Consider the following 15994-nt stretch of genomic DNA (forward strand, 5'->3'; position numbering starts at 1 on the left):
CTCCAGCCCGCACCCGAGATGTTCTGCGACGACGCCCACATCCGGCGGGCCTCGTCCTCAACTGTCTGGGCGTGGGTCTCGAAACGCCCCGCCATCGCCCGCATCGCGTGCGGGTCGGTCATAAACCGCGTTGCCATATGAATTTCTCCTTATCTCGAAATTGCGGAATGTTGTCCCGGTGGTCTCAAACGATTGGCAGCTTTCGAATCAGACGACGACCTGTTTGGGCATGACGATCGGCTTGACGCCATACCGCGGTCCGGCGTAAGCGCCGGCACCCTTGGCGCCGGCCACCATTCCCGGCCCGCCGGGCATTGCGGCAATCGGTGCGGCCTCTTCGGCGGCTGCGGTCCAGCCGCTGCCTTCGGCTACCGTCGCGCCGACGGTGGTGGCGGGCGTGGCGCTCGACCAGCCGGCCGGCACCGACAATCCGCCGACCGAGCCGGCCTGGCCCAGGCTTGCCGATGCCGCCGCGCCCAAGCCCCCGGGTGCAAACGAGCTCACCATGGCTCCTTCCGCCACCGCCGCCTCGCCGGCGACCGGCGCAACAGAGTCCGCGAGGGCGGCGGGGGTGAAGCCTGGCACGACGCCAAGGGTTTTCCCCATCAGGGCGGCGTTCGGGATGGCGTTCATGGTGAACCACGCCGCGGTGTTAACTCCGCCGTTGACGCCATTGAAGATGAACGGAGTTCCGATCAAGCCGTCGAGCGAAGTGATGAGGTCGCTACCGGTAGCCGCGGGCGCGGCAAGCGACGTCACTGAGTTAGTCAATGCCTGGACGGGCGTGGACGCGGTGGCCTGGGCGACCGATGCGGCTTGCAAGCCCTCGCCGGCGGGGTTGGTGGCCGGCGCCATGGGCGTTACCGGCTGAAGGACGCCTGCCGCCAGCGAGGCGGCCTGGTAGACGTACATCATCGTGGCATCTCGAACCCACATTTCGGCGTAGTGGGCCTCGGTCGCCATGATCGCGGGCGTATTGATGCCCAGGAAGTTCGTCGCGATGAGGTTCGCCAGCAATGTCCTGTTGGCAACGATTTCCGGCGGGGGCACCGTAGCCGCAAACGCCGCTTCATAAGCGGCCGCCGATGCCGTGGCCTGGACGCCTGCTTGCTCGGCCGCCGCTGACGTGGTGGTCAGCCAGCTCACGATGGGCTGGGCGGCGGCTGCCGCTGCTGCCGATCCGGCTCCTGTCCACTGCTCGGTGGTCAGTGCCGTGATTATGGATTCCCATTGGGTCGCTGTCGCGCTCAGCTCGGCGGCCAGGTTATGCCAAGCGGTCGCAGCGGCCATAAGCGGTCCCGCGCCTGCGCCCGCATACATGAGGGCTGAAGTGATTTCAGGCGGTATAGCTGCGAAATCCAAGACCATTGTTCTGTATCCCGTTTCTTTTCGACTGGCTAGTTGTGGACTATGTGCAGAAGGCCGATTCTCAAACTGCTGTCGGCTTGGGCATGACGATGGGCTTGACGCCGTAGCGCGGTGCACCGAAGCCTGCGCTGTTACGTGCGCCCGTCACCATTCCGGGCATTCCGGGGACGATCGCCCCAGCGCCGGCCTGCGGCGCCGCGGCGGTCCAGCCGACAGTCTCCAGAGCAGTCGCAGAGCTGGTCGCCGAAGTGACCGTGCCGGCCCAACTGGGTGGTACCGACAACCTATTGCCCACCATGGTGGCCTGGCCCACCGCGGCCATAGGCATCGCGCCCATGCCGCCCATGCCGCCGGCGGGCGCGACCGCAGGCGCCGGCGCCGTCGCACCGGCGAGGTCCGCGGCAGCGGCGGCGTCGGCCTCGGGTGCATTCAGCAGACCACCAAGACCGAGCAGGTCAGACCCGGCGGACGCCCAGTTCCCGCCACCGATGTTGAAGTAGTTGGCCAGGTTGCTGGACAGGCTGAATGGTTGGCCGTTGAGGCTGTTGGAGGGACCGCCGAGAAGCCCGGATATTACGTCGATGATATTGCCGCTAGGGGTAGCGGCCTGGGCCGCGTTGGCGGCTTCCGTTGCGCTATAGGTGGTCGAGCTGGTCCCGAGGGTGCTCACGTACTGCTCTTGAAGAGTCTGCGCTTCGGCGGCAATCGTCTGGTATTGGGTTCCGTAAGCCGCGAAGATCGCCGCCTGCTGAGCCGATACCGGGTCGGCGGCTGCGGGCAGGATAGTGGTTGTCGGAGCCGCGGCACCCATGTTCTGCGCCGTCAGGTTACTGGTAATTCCACTCAGCAGCGCCTGTGCGGCGAGCAACTCTTCTGGCAGTGCTGTCAGAAACGACATCCATGCTCCTAGTTGTTCGAAAGTGTCTATCTCAGGCGGTAAATCGACCCTGTGTGTTCGCGTAACGGACCCTGTGCGTTGGCGGTAAGGCTAACGACCCATGACTCCACATTCCGGATCGAAAGGGCCAGGGTGACAGCCGTTTACGGCTTCTTAACGAGGAAGCTTGCAGTTTTAACAAGCTCCTGCCGGATGACATAGCGATGTCACCTGCGTTGGGTCAGCAACCTGGATAGACACACGCGGCGCGGGCATTTTAGTCGACCTGCGTCCCTGATGCACATCGCGAATTTGGCGTGTTTTGGGGTGGGGTGCGATGCCCCGGACCTGGGCTCCGCGCGCTAGATTCGCCGCCGAGCCCCCATAGCCCAATTGGCAGAGGCAGCGGACTTAAAATCCGTCCAGTGTCGGTTCGAGTCCGACTGGGGGCACGAGATAAGTCCTACTCAAGGTTGTTTTTGCCGACGCGTGACTGCCTGCAGTGGCGAAATCGTCCGCAGCGCGTCCGCAGGAGCTTGAGCGGCAACGTCGAAGGCGTGCGCGATGCGACCCAAGTCGTCGGGCAACAGGTGCCCGTAGCGGTCCAGCCTGAGCGCGGCCGTCTTTCGGCGCAGCAGGGTCTGCAGCACCTTCATGTTGGTCCCTGCGCTGATTGCCCAGAGAAGCACAAGTGTGGCGCAGTTGCTGCCGCGGTGCGAACGATTCGCGTGCTCCCTCCCAGCAACCCGTCGATTTCACTGCTGCGGAATTTGTCCTGCTGCGCGAAAAAGAAAATTAAGCGCTGGTCGGCAGTAGGCTTCGCGTATGCCGTTGAAAAACGGTGAGGTTTTCGCCGGCTTCGTAATTGAGCGATTCCGGGGCGCCGGTGGGATCGGCGAGGTTTACCTAGTCGAGCAAGGCCGAGGCTTCCGCCATGGGTGACTGGGACGTCGTGCTCAACGCGTTGGGAAATCTGACCGCCTCCCAACGACGTAAAGCATTGGTGGATGAGATGACGGCCCTGCATCAGGCGGGGCAATGGAATGCCGTCCTGGCCGCCGGCCGGGCGCTCGCTCTAATCGACCCGGACAACTCCGACCCGGGGGGCATCGTCTCCGACGCGCGGGCCGAGATTCGCGAAACCGAACTCGCCGACCGCTATGCGCAGGCAGTCAACCACTTAGACCACGAACGGTGGCAGCATGCCGCCGGCCTGCTAGCCGCGATCGAGCATGAGCAGCCGGGCTACCGTGACGCCGGTGCGCTGTTCGAGATAACCCAACAGAAACTGCGCGAGGCAGCAGAAGTCGGGCTACGAGCTATCCCACCACCACGGCAACTGGCCCAGGCGACGATCCCAGCGCCGCCGAGAACGGCTACACCGCCGGATTTCGTGGCTGTCCAAAGACAATGGCAAACCAGCAGTTGGTTTGTCGCCGTTATTGTGGGCTTCGGTATCTTCCTCGTTGGCGGCCTGATCACCTTCGCCGTAGTTCAAAGTTCGAAGTCGTCGAACACGTCGACATCGACCTCGACATCAACTCCCGCGGCAACCACTTCGGCTCCCTCGCCGTTCGCTGAGGGGTCGGGCCCGAACGAGACGATCGGCGACTACATCAAGAAAAACAACATCCAGCAGACGATGATCACCCGCGGCACACCGGGCACGCCGAAGATCGACCTTCCAGTTCCCGTGGGCTGGACACGGATTCCCGAAGCCGCCGACTCCCCGTATGGCGGGATCGTCTTTAACACGCCGACCGATCCCAAGGACCCATCCAAGATCATCGCGATCGTCGCGAAGTTGACGGGTGCTGTCGATACGGACAGGCTGCTGGCCGTCGCCGGCGGTGAGGTCAAGAATTTGCCAGGATATGTCGGCGGGGAGGGTCAAAACAGCGCATTAAGTGGCCATCCCGCATACCAAATTGCCGGCGCGTACACAAAGAACGGCGTCACGCGAATGGTTGCCCAGAAGACGGTGGTCATCCTAAGCAAGAATGGAGTGTTCGTATTGCAGCTCAAAGCCGAGGGTCCGCAGATCGACGCCAACGCGTTGAATGATGTGACCGGTGTGATCGACCAGGCGACAACTATCACGCCTTGATACTCGGAAGAATGTCTCCGCCCGTCGTGCTCGTGTCGTGCCACACGCCTACCTGCGTCCCCATCGACCAATGCATCTTGTCTGCAGGTAGCTCGTATGCTAATGGTCACCCCCGCCTTGGGGCTTCGGGCCGAGGAGGCGAGCGCGATGAAGGTGTTCACCACCCGCCACGGTGAAGCAGCCACCCCGCCGTGGTCCCGGCGCGCGGGTGTTGTCATTGCGGCTGCCGCATTTATCGCTGCTGTCGGAATTGTCATGTCGGGGGCGGGGGAGCCTGGCGCCGCGCCCCGCGGCACAAATGGGACGAATACTCCGTGGTCGCCGAGATTCTCGCTCATTGCGACCGGGTGGTGGACACCGGATCCGACGGCGCCCCCAGCGGCGGAACCCCCAGCGGCGGCATCCCAACTGGCGGCACCACCAGTGGCGGTACCCCGCACCGCGGCACCCCCTGCGGCGGGACCTCCAGTGGCGGTACCGCCGCCCCCTGCGCCTCCCCAGCTGAAGCTACGGCAGGACCACTCGTTGGCGGCGGCCTTTGTGTCGATTACCAATAACGCAGACAAGCCTGCGGTGGGATGCGTTTACAGATCCGTTGCGGTGGCGGGTACTGCAAGGGCAATCAACTGGAACGACGCCGTTAATTTCACCGTAACCGGCTCGCAGGAGACAAAGATCAAATATCGCGGACCCGCGACCGGCTCGACCTTTCACGACACCGTGACGTGTGACAACGGCCTATCGACCAGCATGGACAATGTATGGTGACTGGCCTTCGGTCCCGCTCACGGTAAGCCACACTGCGGTACCAACGGCACCCTTCTCAGGATTTGGCAAGCGTGAATTGGGCGACGTCGGTGTAGCCCTCGCGGAACAGGTCGGCGCAACCGGTCAGGTACTTCATGTACCGGTCGTAGACCTCCTGGGACTGAACGGCTATGGCCTCGTCGCGACGTGATTCGAGGGCGGCCGCCCACGTGTCCAGGGTCCGCGCGTAGTGCAGGCGCAGCTGCTGGACGCGCTTGACGACGAATCCGGCTTGCTGCGCGTGCTCCTCGACCGTCTTGGCGTTGGGAAGGTCCCCACCAGGGAATATCTCGTCCATGATGAACTTCATGAACCGCAGCTTGGTCATGGTGATGGGCAGCCCGCGCTCGGTGAACTCCTCCTCGCTGGGCTTGATGATGGTGTGCAACAGCATCACACCATCAGCGGGAAGCGCCGCGTAGGCCGTCGCAAAAAAGTCCGTGTAACGGTCCCGTCCAAAGTGCTCGAAGGCCCCGATCGAGACGATGCGGTCCACCTTCTCATCGAACTGCTCCCAGCCCTGCAACAAGACGCGCTTGCTTCGCGGGCTGGGATGATCGTCGAGCCGTCGTTGTGTGTGGGCCTGCTGATTGCGGCTCAGCGTCAAGCCGATCACGTTGACGTCGTATTGCTCCAGCGCCCGGCCGATGGTGGCGCCCCAGCCGCATCCGATGTCGAGCAACGTCATGCCGGGTTGCAGCCCGAGCTTGCCAAGTGACAGGTCGATTTTTGCAATCTGCGCTTCTTCGAGTGTCATATCTTCACGTTCGAAGTACGCGCAGCTATAGGTCTGGGTCGGATCCAGAAAGAGCCTGAAGAAGTCGTCGGACAGGTCGTAATGGGCTTGGACATCCGTGAAATGCGGCTCGAGACTGATGGATTCACTTCGCTTTTCCGGCACCGCAGCTACTTTCTGACTTCGATTTCTGTTGAGCTTAGCCGCGTGCGGCTAACGCCAAACGCGGCCTGATCTGGGCGTACCACCCTTGGCCACCCAACGAGCGCCGCGACAGTGGCGGACGCTTTGTGGCCCGCACCACTAAATGGACCACAATCGGCTATCGCGCTCGCTGAAGGTTACACGGTAGCTCTGTGAAGAGGACCAACGGCATACTATTGTTTGCTGATAACGCCGTCCCAGCCTCTGGGTCGAAGCCTGCCGCAGGAGGTGGGGCGTGATAAGTGACGCAATTAGCGTCGGTGGCGTCGACCTCGCCGATCCGGGCACCTATCAGTGCGGCATGCCTTACGAGGCATTCCGCGAGCTTCGCCGACGAGCTCCTGTTGCCTGGCACCCGTACAAGGACGGGCCCGGTTTCCTGGCTCTGACCGGCTATGACGAGGTGCAGGCCGTTTCGCGGGACATTGCCACGTGGTCGTCGCAGGCAACAGGCGTGATGTTCGAAATTCCGCGCCCCGACCTGCCGCCGGTCATGTTGCAGATGGACCCGCCACGGCACACCGCATTGCGCAAGTTGGTCAACAAGGGGTTCACCCCCCGCCAGGTGGCGCGACTGAACGATCACCTCGCGGACATGGCGCGGCAGATCGTCGACGACGTGATCGAGCGGGGCGAATGCGATTTCGTCGACGACGTCGCGGGCGCGCTGCCGTCCTACGTAATCGCAGAACTGCTCGGCATCCCACTCGACGACGGTCGGCGACTCTACGAACTGACCGAAATGCTGCACACCGGCTTTGTCGGCGACGGCGCCAACGAGCAGGCGCTCATGCAGATGTTCCAATACGCAACCGAGCTCGCGGCGCGCAAACGGGCAGAGCCCGGCGACGACATCGCGACGTCTTTACTCCATGCCGAAGTGGACGGCGAGCAGCTGACCGACTTGGAGTTCGACCTGTTCTTCCTCCTGCTGATCGATGCCGGGGGCGATACGACCCGCAACCTCGTCGCAGCGGGCATCCTCGCGTTGATGCAGCATCCCGCTGAGTGGCAACGCCTTGCCGCAGACCCTTCGCTGATGCCGACCGCGATCGAGGAGATGCTGCGGTATACCTCTCCGGTGACAGTGTTCGTGCGCACCGCAACGAAGGACACCGAATTGCGCGGAGTACCCGTCAAGGCGGGCGATCGCGCCGCGATGTTCTACCCGTCTGCCAACCGCGATGAGAGCCGATTCGCCGATCCCGACCGTTTCGACATCGGCCGCGCGCCGAATCCCCACCTCGCCTTCGGTGGAGGCGGGACGCACTTCTGCCTCGGTGCGAACCTCGCGCGCGTAGAGGCGTCGGCAATCATCGCAGAGGTGATGTCGCGGATGTATGGCCTCGAACTCGCCGGGCCTGTCAAACGGTTGCGGTCAAACCTGATAAACGGCATCCGGTCGATGCCCGTCCGCTTCGCACCCGCTCGACGTCTCGCCGCCAACGCGCCGAGGTGACCAACGATCCGCGGGCCGACGGTGTATCCCGCCAATACGACGAGTGGGAGTATCCGCCTCCGGTAACCGACCTAGAGTCGTGGACCAAGAACCATTGGGACTGGTTCGATCCGTTCTGGGCCCACCGCGTGTTGTGGCCGAATCGCGAATATAGGCCGGAGCTTGACATTCTCATCGCGGGTTGCGGCACCTATCAGGCGGCGGTTTTTGCCTTCATGAACCGGGCCGCGAAAGTAGTGGCGATCGACGTCAGCCGTTCTGCCCTCGATCACCACGAATATCTGAAGGACAAGCACGGGCTGCAGAACTTGGAGCTGCACCTGCTGCCGATCGAAGAGGTGTCATCGCTTGGACGCGACTTCGACCTCATCGTCTCCAGCGGGGTCTTGCACCACTTGGCCGATCCGCTGGCCGGACTCAGAGCTTTGGGCGAATGTTTGCGCACCGATGGGGCTTTGGGTGTCATGCTCTACGCGAGGTACGGCCGGCTCGGAGTGGAGATTCTGGAAACAGTCTTTCGCGATCTGGGCCTATCGCAGGACGCGGCCTCAATCCAGTTGGTGAAAGACGCGATGGCAGTCCTGCCGGGGGAGCACCCGGTCCTGACCTACCTCAAACGGGCGCGCGACCTGCTGACCGACGGGGCCCTGGTCGACACGTTCCTACACAGCCGACAGCGGAGTTACACAGTCGGGGAGTGCCTGGACCTGGTCAGCTCCGCCGGGCTCGCTTTTCAGGGCTGGTTTCACAAAACGCCGTACTACCCGAACGACCTTCTTATGCCGGCCAATGGATTCAAATCAATGCTGGATCGGTTGCCGGACGCCGAATTGTGGTCGGTAATGGAGCGGCTGCAGACATCTAACGCCACTCACTTCTTCATCGCCTGCCGCCCCGAACGCCGGAAAGAGCATTACACGATCGATTTCTCGTCGCCTGGATCACTGGATTTCGTTCCCGTGGCGCGTACGGCGTGCCTGCTATCGGGCGACGAAATCCTCTCGCCCGGAATGAAATTGAAGCTCGACTCCGCACAGCTGCCCCTCGTCCAGCACGTGGACGGGCGCCGCACGATTCGCGAGATCGCCGAATGTGTGGCGAAGCAGGCGAACCTGACCGACGAAGGTAAGTCCGGCTTGCAGGAGTTCGGCCGCACCCTCTTCCAGTCGCTGTGGCGCCTCGACTTTCTGGCGATGGGGCTCAACGCAGACCCGAGCGGTTAGTCCAAGGTCTTCAATGCCCAACGGCCGGTTCAAATCTGACGCCGTTCGCACGAGAACAGCGTTGGGTGTTGCGGGCGGACACGCCAGTCGCGCGTTCATCATCAGTCTCACGAGTCACAAGAAATGCGGTGTGTGTCTTTTTGTCCGACTCACAGCGACAATCCGTTGCACGCCAACATATTGTCGCTCCGAGGTGGACTGAATGGCACATTCCCCCTCCGGGATTGGAGTGACAGGCGGCTCCGGCGGTGCACCGACTCGCCCTGATCGGACCGGCGGGCTCTCGAATTCCGGCGCCGAATTCCGACCCCCGAATTCCGGCCATATGCGACCATGACGAGCACGGTCCCCTACCAGCAGCAAAGGCGGAACAAGTGAGCATCGCCATCATCGTCGTGATCGTCATCGTGGTAATCCTGGCGATCTTCGTGTTCTTCGTGGTCGGCGTGTACAACGGGCTCGTCCGTGCGCGCAACGCCTTCAAGAACGCGTTCGCGCAGATCGACGTTCAACTGACCCGACGTCACGACCTGATTCCGAATCTCGTCGAAACCGCCAAGGCCTACATGGCCCACGAGCGCGGCACTCTGGAAGCGGTCATTCAGGCACGAAACGCGGCGGTCACCGCCCGGACGGCGGCGGCCGCCGAACCCGGGGACCCCGCCGCCATGGGTCAGCTGTCGGCCTCGGAGGGTGCGCTATCCGGCGCTCTCGGCCGGTTGCTTGCGCTGCGCGAGGCGTACCCGGACCTCAAGGCGAATCAGAACATGATGCAGCTCTCGGAAGAGCTGACCTCGACGGAAAACCGCGTCGCTTTCGCCCGCCAGGCCTTCAACGACTCGGTCATGACGTACAACAACAAGCGCGAAACGTTCCCGGCCGCAATGTTCGCGGGCATGTTCGGCTTCACCCCGGCAGCACCGCTGGAGGCGGCTCCGCCCGAGCGCGAAGCCCCGCGCGTTCAGTTCTGACCTAGTTCATGGACTTCTTCGAGCGTCAGCGCAAGGTCCGCGCGACATCGAAATGGTTGGTGATTCTTTTCGTCCTGGCGGTCCTCGCAATAACCGCGATTGTGAATTTCGTGTTCATCGCGGCAATCGCGACCCGGGAGTCGGTAACGCCCCAGCAGCTGATCACGCTATCGATCGTCGTGAGTGGCGCAGTGCTGCTGATGATTTCGGCGGTCTCGATAGTCAGGACGCTGATGCTGCGCCATGGTGGCGGGGTCAAGGTTGCCGAGAGCCTTGGCGGGGTGCCCGTACCACCGATGCCAACCGACCCAAAGCTCAAGCGGTACCGCAACGTCGTCGAAGAAATCGCAATCGCTTCGAGCACACCTGTGCCCGTGCTCTATTACCTGCCACACGAACCGGGTATCAACGCGTTCGCCGCCGGATACACACCGGCCGATGCGGCCGTGTGCGTGACTCAAGGCTCACTCGACCGGCTCAACCGCGACGAACTGCAGGGCGTGATCGCACACGAGTTCAGCCACGTCGTGAATGGCGATATGCGGTTGGGTATCAGACTCATCGGCGTGCTGGCGGGAATCACGGCGTTGTCGGTGATCGGCCGGATGCTGTGGTATACGGGCGGCGGACGCAGCCGCGACCGCGATAACAGCATCCCGCTGTGGGCGGTGGGGTTAGTCGTGCTGGCGGCAGGGTGGATCGGAGTCTTCTTCGGACGGCTGATCAAAGCCGCCGTCTCCCGTCAACGGGAGTACCTCGCCGACGCCTCAGCGGTCCAATTCACCAGGCAGACCAGCGGATTGACCGGCGCGCTGAAGAAGATCGGTGGGCTGGAGGCGGGCTCCCAGCTGCACAGCCCCAAGACCGAGAACGTCAGTCACATGCTGTTCGGGCCGGGATTGAACTTCTCTGCGCTCTACGCGACCCACCCGCCGCTCATCAAGCGCATCCAGGTGCTCGAGCCTGACTTCACTCCCGCCAACCTCGAGCAGCTGCGCCAAGGCTGGTTCAGTCGACCGCCGGACGGCTTGGCGGAGGACTCCCGGATGGGCCTCGCGCAAGCTCCGGCACAGCAAGCACCCCGACGTCAGCTCAATCCCCGCGAATACACAGCGGCCGTGGGGAATCCGACCGCCGCGTCATACCATGCGGGGAGGCGAATCCGCGCCGAGATTCCGCAGCAGGTTGCCGACCTTGCGCACAACGCCGCCACCGCGGTTCCGTTGATCTACGGGCTCATCTTCGACCGCAACGAGAATGTCCGTCAGGCCCAATACCAGATCGTCGCGCGGCAACATGGCAAGCAGTTGGCCGACGAGGCCTGGCGATGCGCGGCCGAGCTGGTGCAAGTCGACCCGAGCCTGCGTCTGCCCGTGGCGTCCATCGCATTTCCCGCGCTGCGTGGTCGTCCCGAGACTGAGCTGCGACAGGTGCTATCGGTTGTCGGCGAACTGATCAACGCCGACGGGCGAATCGACATCTTCGAATATTGCCTTGGCACACTGGTTTTCGTCGGCTTGAACGAGGCGTTGACGTCGGGATCGCCGTGGAAGAGCAGACGCCAGAGCCTGGCCAGCGCCCAAAGCGCCGTTTCCTGTCTCATCGCGTTGCTGGCGCAGACCGGTAACAGCGACCCGCGGGCTGCGGCTGCGGCATTTCAGGTGGGAATCTCGGTGGCATACCCCGAGGCGCGGATTCCGTTCGTGCCAATCAAGAACGTATTCGAACTCGAACAAGTGTGGCCGGTGATCGACGGGCTCGAAGGCAACGACAAGGCCACCCTCGTTGCCGCCGTCGTCACGACCGTAATGGCAGACAGGGTAATCACTTTGGAGGAATCGGAGCTGCTGCGAACCGTGTGCGGTGTGCTGCACTGTCCGGTTCCGCCCGTCGTCTAGGGAGAAACGATGGCATTGCAGTTCGACGGCAAGGTCGCGTTCATCACCGGCGCCGCACGGGGCCAGGGCCGCTCGCACGCGGTTCGGTTCGCCGAGGAGGGCGCCGACATCATCGCGTTGGATCTCTGCGATCAGATCGACAGCGTCGCCTACCCGATGGCAACTCGCGAAGATCTCGACGAGACAGTCAACCTGGTCGAGAAGACCGGCCGTCGCATAGTCGCCGAGCAGGGTGACGTCCGGGATTTCGAGCAGTTGAAGGCTGTTGTCGCGCATGGGGTTTCCGAGTTGGGACGAGTCGACTTCATCCTCGCCAACGCCGGGATCATGCCCGCCGTTGGCGACGAGAGATATGACGTTTCAGCCTATATCGACGCGGTCGACGTATTGCTCCACGGCGTCTACTACACGATCGAGGCGGCACTGCCCGCATTGTTGGAGCACGGTGAAGGTGGGGCGATCGTCATCACGAGCTCAGCTGCGGGACTGAACAGCGTATGCCCGGCATTCAGCGTTCGAAGCCACGGCTTTGCCGGCTACCACGCTGCCAAACACGGCGTCGTGGGGCTGATGCGATATTACGCAACCACGTTGGCGGAAAAGAACATTCGCGTCAATACCGTGCACCCGAGCGGGGTGGCAACACCGATGATCCTGAACGAGGCGGTGGCACGGAACGTGGTAGAACATCCCGAAGGCAACAGTGGGCTGCAAAACCTGTTACCGGTCCCAATGGTGGACTCCGCCGACGTGACCGAAGCGATGGTCTATCTGTGCGGGCTGTCCGGCCGCTATATCACCGGCATCACGCTTCCCGTCGACGCCGGCTTCAACGCAAAGTAGGGCTTATGGTCGACGACTTTCACCCTGATCTGCGCAGGATCGCCAGATTCACACCCAGCCGCGTGATGAGAATGACCCCTCGGACACTGCCGATTGCCCGAACGATGGTGGCGATGACCGCTGTCGGAGGCCCACGCGACGTGGAGGTGGTGTCACTGGGACCGGGCGTTGGTGTCCGGGTGCACAGACCAGCGGGGCGCATGGGTCCTGTGCCGGGCCTGCTGTGGATTCACGGCGGCTGCTACGTCATCGGCTGCGCCGCGCAGAACGACAAACTGTGCCGGCGGTTCGCGCGTGCGGTCGGCGCCGTCGTCGCCTCCGTCGAATACCGCGTGGCGCCCGAGTACCCGTATCCCGCAGCGCTGGACGACTGCGAGACGGCACTGGAGTGGCTCCTCGCTCAGCCGGCGGTGGATTCGTCACGAGTTGCGATCGGTGGCGGCAGCGCGGGGGGAGGTCTAGCCGCCGCCCTCGCTCTGCGGCTGCGTGATCAGGGATCTGCTGCCCAACCGGTGATCCAGTTGTTGACTTACCCGATGCTGGACGATCGGCCGGCGTTTCGCCCAGATCCCGAGCCCGAGCGCCGTCGCATGATGGATCAAGGCATGAACCGCTTCGGCTGGAAGAGCTATCTGCGTGGCGCCGACCCGAACCAAGCCGTTCCTGCCCGGGCAACGGACCTCACCGGTTTGCCGCCAGCCTGGATCGGCGTCGGAACCCGTGATCTGCTCTTCACCGAGAGCCACGAATACGCCGATCGGCTTAAGAACAGTGGTGTCCCATGCGTGGTGGAGGTGGTCGAGGGCGCGTTTCACGGTTTCGACCTGCTGGCGCCCAAGAAGGGGGTGTCCCGGCGGTTTTTCGAAAGCCAGTGCGCGGCGCTCAGTGAGGCAATCGGCAGGCCGTCGTGATAAGCCCCCGTCGGTTACCGCCGTCGTCCCGGCAAACCGCGACTCATACACTGGCCGATCGTGGGCATGCTGTCTGGCTTGACGCCGTGGATCGTCTTTTGGGTGCTTGTCGGTAACGTTCCTTTCCTTGCCGCGGTGCTGGTCGCGCTGGCGATTGCCGTCGCCGGGTTCGCGACCGGGCGGGCTGCTCGAAAGCCGGTAACCGCGCTCGAAATCGGCTCTATCGCAATGTTTGCGGTGTTAGCTGTGGTCGTGGGCGTGGTCAGCGAGCCGTTCGCGGCGCGGTGGATTCAGCCGCTCGGCACTGCCGGGCTCTTCGTCGTCGCACTGGTCAGCGTGCTGATGGGCAAGCCGTTCGCGCACGAGTTCGCCGCGGCCGAACAACCCGCCGACGTCGTCAAAACCGAGCTTTTCGGCCGGCTGACCAGGGTATTGACCTGGATCTGGGTGGGGACATTCGCCGGTATGACGGTGTCGTCGCTGATCCCGGCGATCATCCGCGCCGACGGCACGCTGCGGGACTGCAGCACTGCGCTGTCCTACGTCTGCTACTGGATCATTTCGTTCGCGTTGTTCGGCGCGGCGGCGCTGGCGTCGCGAGTCCTGCCCGAACGGATGCTGGCCGGAATCGACGACGTCGCCCGGGAAACGTCGTTCGTCGCCTACGACGAAGCCACCATCGACGAGCTGTACTACCTCGCTCAGCAACATGCCGATCGCGAAGTCGGCCCGGGCAAAGAGGCGTACAACGTCAAAGTCGGCGGCATGGGCACCCCGCTGACCGGCGACGAATCCCGCAAATCGTGGCCGTCGACCTACAAAGTGCGCGACAAGCGGCACTGATCGGCAGGCGGGGTTGGGATCCGCGAAGGTTTGGGTGGCCGCGGCGGCAACGGTTTTGATGCCGTTGGCGTCGTGCTCGTCGCTGGACCCGCCCATTGAGTCTGTGCAGCCCGCTAGCGGTACCCCGAGTACGAAACCCGGTGCAGTCCTGACGATTTCGCCGGGACAGTTGCTGGCCGCCACGAACGGCGTGACGCCGGTGGCGTTCGGCAAGCCCGCGCACGGCACCATCGCGTACGGCTCTTACGGGGCGATGGTTTACACGCCCGACGCCGGATTCAGCGGCACGGATCAGCTCCCCGTCACCGTCAGCCGCGCCGTCCGGCTCTACGCCGAGGACCAGTCTCCGCTGACCATCGTCGGCGAGGTCGCGATACAGGCCAACGCGCACGGATCTGCCATCGCCGCGGTCCCGGGCAGCGCCGACGAGATCTACGGCCTCACCGACCGCGGGCCGGCTGTCGCCGGGCGCACGCCGAACGAGGTGGTGCTGCCGCTGCCCGATTTCCACCCGCAGATCGCCAAGTTCAAACTCGCCGGCGGCGTGGCATCGCTGGAGCAGATCATCGTGCTGAGCGGACGCGACGGCAAACCGTTGGTGGGCCTCATCGATCCGCAGGCGCCCACCGGCGAGACACTGGTGGACCTCAACGGGAACCCGCTGGCGCGCTCCGATCACGGTCTGGACAGCGAAGGTTTGGTCGCGATGGCCGACGGGACATTCTGGGTGTCCGACGACTACGGGCCGTTCGTCGTCCATTTCGACGCCAACGGCAAAGAGCTGGAACGTCTTTCGCCGTTCGACGGAACCTTGCCGCGGGAGCTGTCGCTGCGCACCCCGAATCAGGGCATGGCGGGTCTGACGATCACCCCCGACGGCACCACGCTGGTGGGCGTCATGCAGTCGGCCCTCAACGCACCGGGGCTGGCCGGCTCGGCCAAGTCCGTCCCCGTGACCCGCATTGTCACCGTCAACCTCGCCGACCGCACCAACGTGCACGAGTACCTGTATCCACTGGCCAACCCCCAGGAAACCAAGGTCGGGGTCTCGGATATCACCGCACTCAGCGCCACCACGTTCCTGATCGACGAGCGTGACGGAGCGCCCGCCCCGGCCGGCAGCAAGAAGATCTACGTCGCCGACATCTCCGCGGCCACCGACGTCGGCCCGCGTTCGACGGTGCCGGGGACGTCCTATCACGCCGACGGTGGCGGACTACTGATCAACGGCGTCGCGATCGAGACGCTTGTCGGCGTCAGCACCGACGCTGCCGCCGCAGAAAAACTCAAAGCCGCCGGAATCGCCGTCGCCGCAAAGACACTCAAGCTCGACATCGGAGAACTGGTGCGTTCGCTGTCGGCCAACGGGAACTTCTTCGGGCACGACAAGATTGAAGGCATCATCAGCCGAGACGGCGGCAAGACGCTGATGATCGCCAACGACAGCGACTTCGGGCTGGCGGGGTTGGCTTCGCAAACCCCGCCGTTCACCCTCGTGCCGAAGATGCTGCCCAACGGCACTCAGGACAGCGGAGAGGTTTTGACCGTCGACACGAGCTTGCTGCCCGCCAAGATGGAAACGGTGATGGTGCCGATCAAAGTCGGCTGAGCTGCGCTACCTACCGCGAGCAGACGTAGAGTCGCACAAGAATCGCCCTGCGCGGGCGTTGTCAAGCTGTCCGGAGTCGTTCGGGTTTGGGAAGATTGATGCCGACGGTGTCGCTGGGGGGGGGGGGGCGCGGGGGCC

At 63.6% G+C, this 15994-nt stretch carries 14 protein-coding genes and 1 tRNA gene; 10 read left to right on the plus strand and 5 right to left on the minus strand.

Annotated features, from left to right (window positions below; genetic code table 11):
- The 3 genes from A5791_RS02010 to A5791_RS02020 form a co-directional block, all read right to left on the minus strand.
- Positions 1–137 (minus strand): WXG100 family type VII secretion target (locus tag A5791_RS02010; RefSeq protein ID WP_197504581.1); only part of this gene is annotated, 137 nt, incomplete at its 3' end.
- A 70-nt stretch (positions 138–207) separates the two neighbouring features.
- Positions 208–1368, minus strand: a complete 1161-nt coding sequence (locus A5791_RS02015) for a PPE family protein (RefSeq protein WP_067230192.1) — start codon at positions 1366–1368, stop codon at positions 208–210.
- 61 nt (positions 1369–1429) lie between these two features.
- The gene (locus A5791_RS02020) at positions 1430–2266 is read right to left on the minus strand and encodes a PE domain-containing protein (RefSeq protein WP_067230196.1); all 837 of its coding nucleotides are present in this window, start codon (positions 2264–2266) and stop codon (positions 1430–1432) included.
- A 357-nt stretch (positions 2267–2623) separates the two neighbouring features.
- On the opposite strand from A5791_RS02020, the gene A5791_RS02025 reads away from it, so the two are divergent.
- Positions 2624–2697, plus strand: a tRNA-Leu gene (locus A5791_RS02025).
- A gap of 15 nt (positions 2698–2712) precedes the next feature.
- On the opposite strand, the gene A5791_RS02030 is transcribed toward A5791_RS02025, so the two are convergent.
- Positions 2713–2901, minus strand: coding sequence for a hypothetical protein (locus A5791_RS02030; protein ID WP_369828007.1), 189 nt, complete (start codon positions 2899–2901; stop codon positions 2713–2715).
- 278 nt (positions 2902–3179) lie between these two features.
- Here A5791_RS02030 and A5791_RS25710 point away from each other — a divergent pair, with 278 nt between their 5' ends.
- Entirely contained in the window at positions 3180–4352 is a 1173-nt protein-coding gene (locus A5791_RS25710) for an LpqN/LpqT family lipoprotein (RefSeq protein WP_156660950.1), read from the plus strand.
- A gap of 823 nt (positions 4353–5175) precedes the next feature.
- Here the strand turns inward: A5791_RS25710 and A5791_RS02045 are convergent.
- Complete coding sequence (locus A5791_RS02045; RefSeq protein WP_067230207.1) at positions 5176–6060, minus strand: cyclopropane mycolic acid synthase family methyltransferase; 885 nt, start codon at positions 6058–6060, stop codon at positions 5176–5178.
- 340 nt (positions 6061–6400) lie between these two features.
- Between A5791_RS02045 and A5791_RS02050 the strand changes: the two genes are divergently transcribed.
- From A5791_RS02050 to A5791_RS02085, 8 genes are all read left to right on the plus strand, one after another.
- The gene (locus tag A5791_RS02050; RefSeq protein ID WP_156660951.1) at positions 6401–7558 is read left to right on the plus strand and encodes a cytochrome P450; all 1158 of its coding nucleotides are present in this window, start codon (positions 6401–6403) and stop codon (positions 7556–7558) included.
- Positions 7555–8781, plus strand: a complete 1227-nt coding sequence (locus A5791_RS02055; protein ID WP_067230214.1) for a bifunctional 2-polyprenyl-6-hydroxyphenol methylase/3-demethylubiquinol 3-O-methyltransferase UbiG — start codon at positions 7555–7557, stop codon at positions 8779–8781. Before A5791_RS02050 ends, A5791_RS02055 begins: the two co-directional genes overlap by 4 nt.
- Positions 8782–9155: 374 nt before the next feature.
- Complete coding sequence (locus A5791_RS02060) at positions 9156–9752, plus strand: LemA family protein (RefSeq protein WP_197504582.1); 597 nt, start codon at positions 9156–9158, stop codon at positions 9750–9752.
- A gap of 8 nt (positions 9753–9760) precedes the next feature.
- Entirely contained in the window at positions 9761–11650 is a 1890-nt protein-coding gene (locus A5791_RS02065; protein ID WP_067230217.1) for a M48 family metallopeptidase, read from the plus strand.
- A 9-nt stretch (positions 11651–11659) separates the two neighbouring features.
- On the plus strand, positions 11660–12493 hold the full coding sequence (locus A5791_RS02070; RefSeq protein ID WP_067230221.1) for a mycofactocin-coupled SDR family oxidoreductase: 834 nt from the start codon (positions 11660–11662) through the stop codon (positions 12491–12493).
- A 5-nt stretch (positions 12494–12498) separates the two neighbouring features.
- Positions 12499–13404 (plus strand): alpha/beta hydrolase, encoded by a 906-nt coding sequence (locus A5791_RS02075; RefSeq protein ID WP_067230224.1) that lies wholly within the window; start codon positions 12499–12501, stop codon positions 13402–13404.
- 60 nt (positions 13405–13464) lie between these two features.
- Positions 13465–14247: a hypothetical protein gene (locus tag A5791_RS02080; protein ID WP_067230227.1), complete on the plus strand. Its 783-nt coding sequence runs from the start codon at positions 13465–13467 to the stop codon at positions 14245–14247.
- A 34-nt stretch (positions 14248–14281) separates the two neighbouring features.
- Positions 14282–15856 carry an esterase-like activity of phytase family protein gene (locus tag A5791_RS02085; RefSeq protein WP_231995770.1) on the plus strand — a complete coding sequence of 525 codons (1575 nt, stop codon included), beginning with the start codon at positions 14282–14284 and terminating at the stop codon, positions 15854–15856.
- Positions 15857–15994: the final 138 nt, after the last annotated feature.

Source organism: Mycobacterium sp. 852002-51163_SCH5372311, from assembly GCF_001667115.1.
GTDB lineage: Bacteria > Actinomycetota > Actinomycetes > Mycobacteriales > Mycobacteriaceae > Mycobacterium.

What these genes read in the sequence shown, in the direction of transcription:
- A5791_RS02065 (WP_067230217.1), top strand. Translation starts at nt 9,761, where the DNA reads ATGGACTTCTTCGAGCGTCAGCGCAAGGTCCGCGCGACATCGAAATGG.
- A5791_RS25710 (WP_156660950.1), top strand. Translation starts at nt 3,180, where the DNA reads ATGGGTGACTGGGACGTCGTGCTCAACGCGTTGGGAAATCTGACCGCC.
- A5791_RS02050 (WP_156660951.1), top strand. Translation starts at nt 6,401, where the DNA reads ATGCCTTACGAGGCATTCCGCGAGCTTCGCCGACGAGCTCCTGTTGCC.
- A5791_RS02075 (WP_067230224.1), top strand. Translation starts at nt 12,499, where the DNA reads ATGGTCGACGACTTTCACCCTGATCTGCGCAGGATCGCCAGATTCACA.
- A5791_RS02070 (WP_067230221.1), top strand. Translation starts at nt 11,660, where the DNA reads ATGGCATTGCAGTTCGACGGCAAGGTCGCGTTCATCACCGGCGCCGCA.
- A5791_RS02015 (WP_067230192.1), bottom strand. Translation starts at nt 1,368, where the DNA reads ATGGTCTTGGATTTCGCAGCTATACCGCCTGAAATCACTTCAGCCCTC.
- A5791_RS02020 (WP_067230196.1), bottom strand. Translation starts at nt 2,266, where the DNA reads ATGTCGTTTCTGACAGCACTGCCAGAAGAGTTGCTCGCCGCACAGGCG.
- A5791_RS02030 (WP_369828007.1), bottom strand. Translation starts at nt 2,901, where the DNA reads ATGAAGGTGCTGCAGACCCTGCTGCGCCGAAAGACGGCCGCGCTCAGG.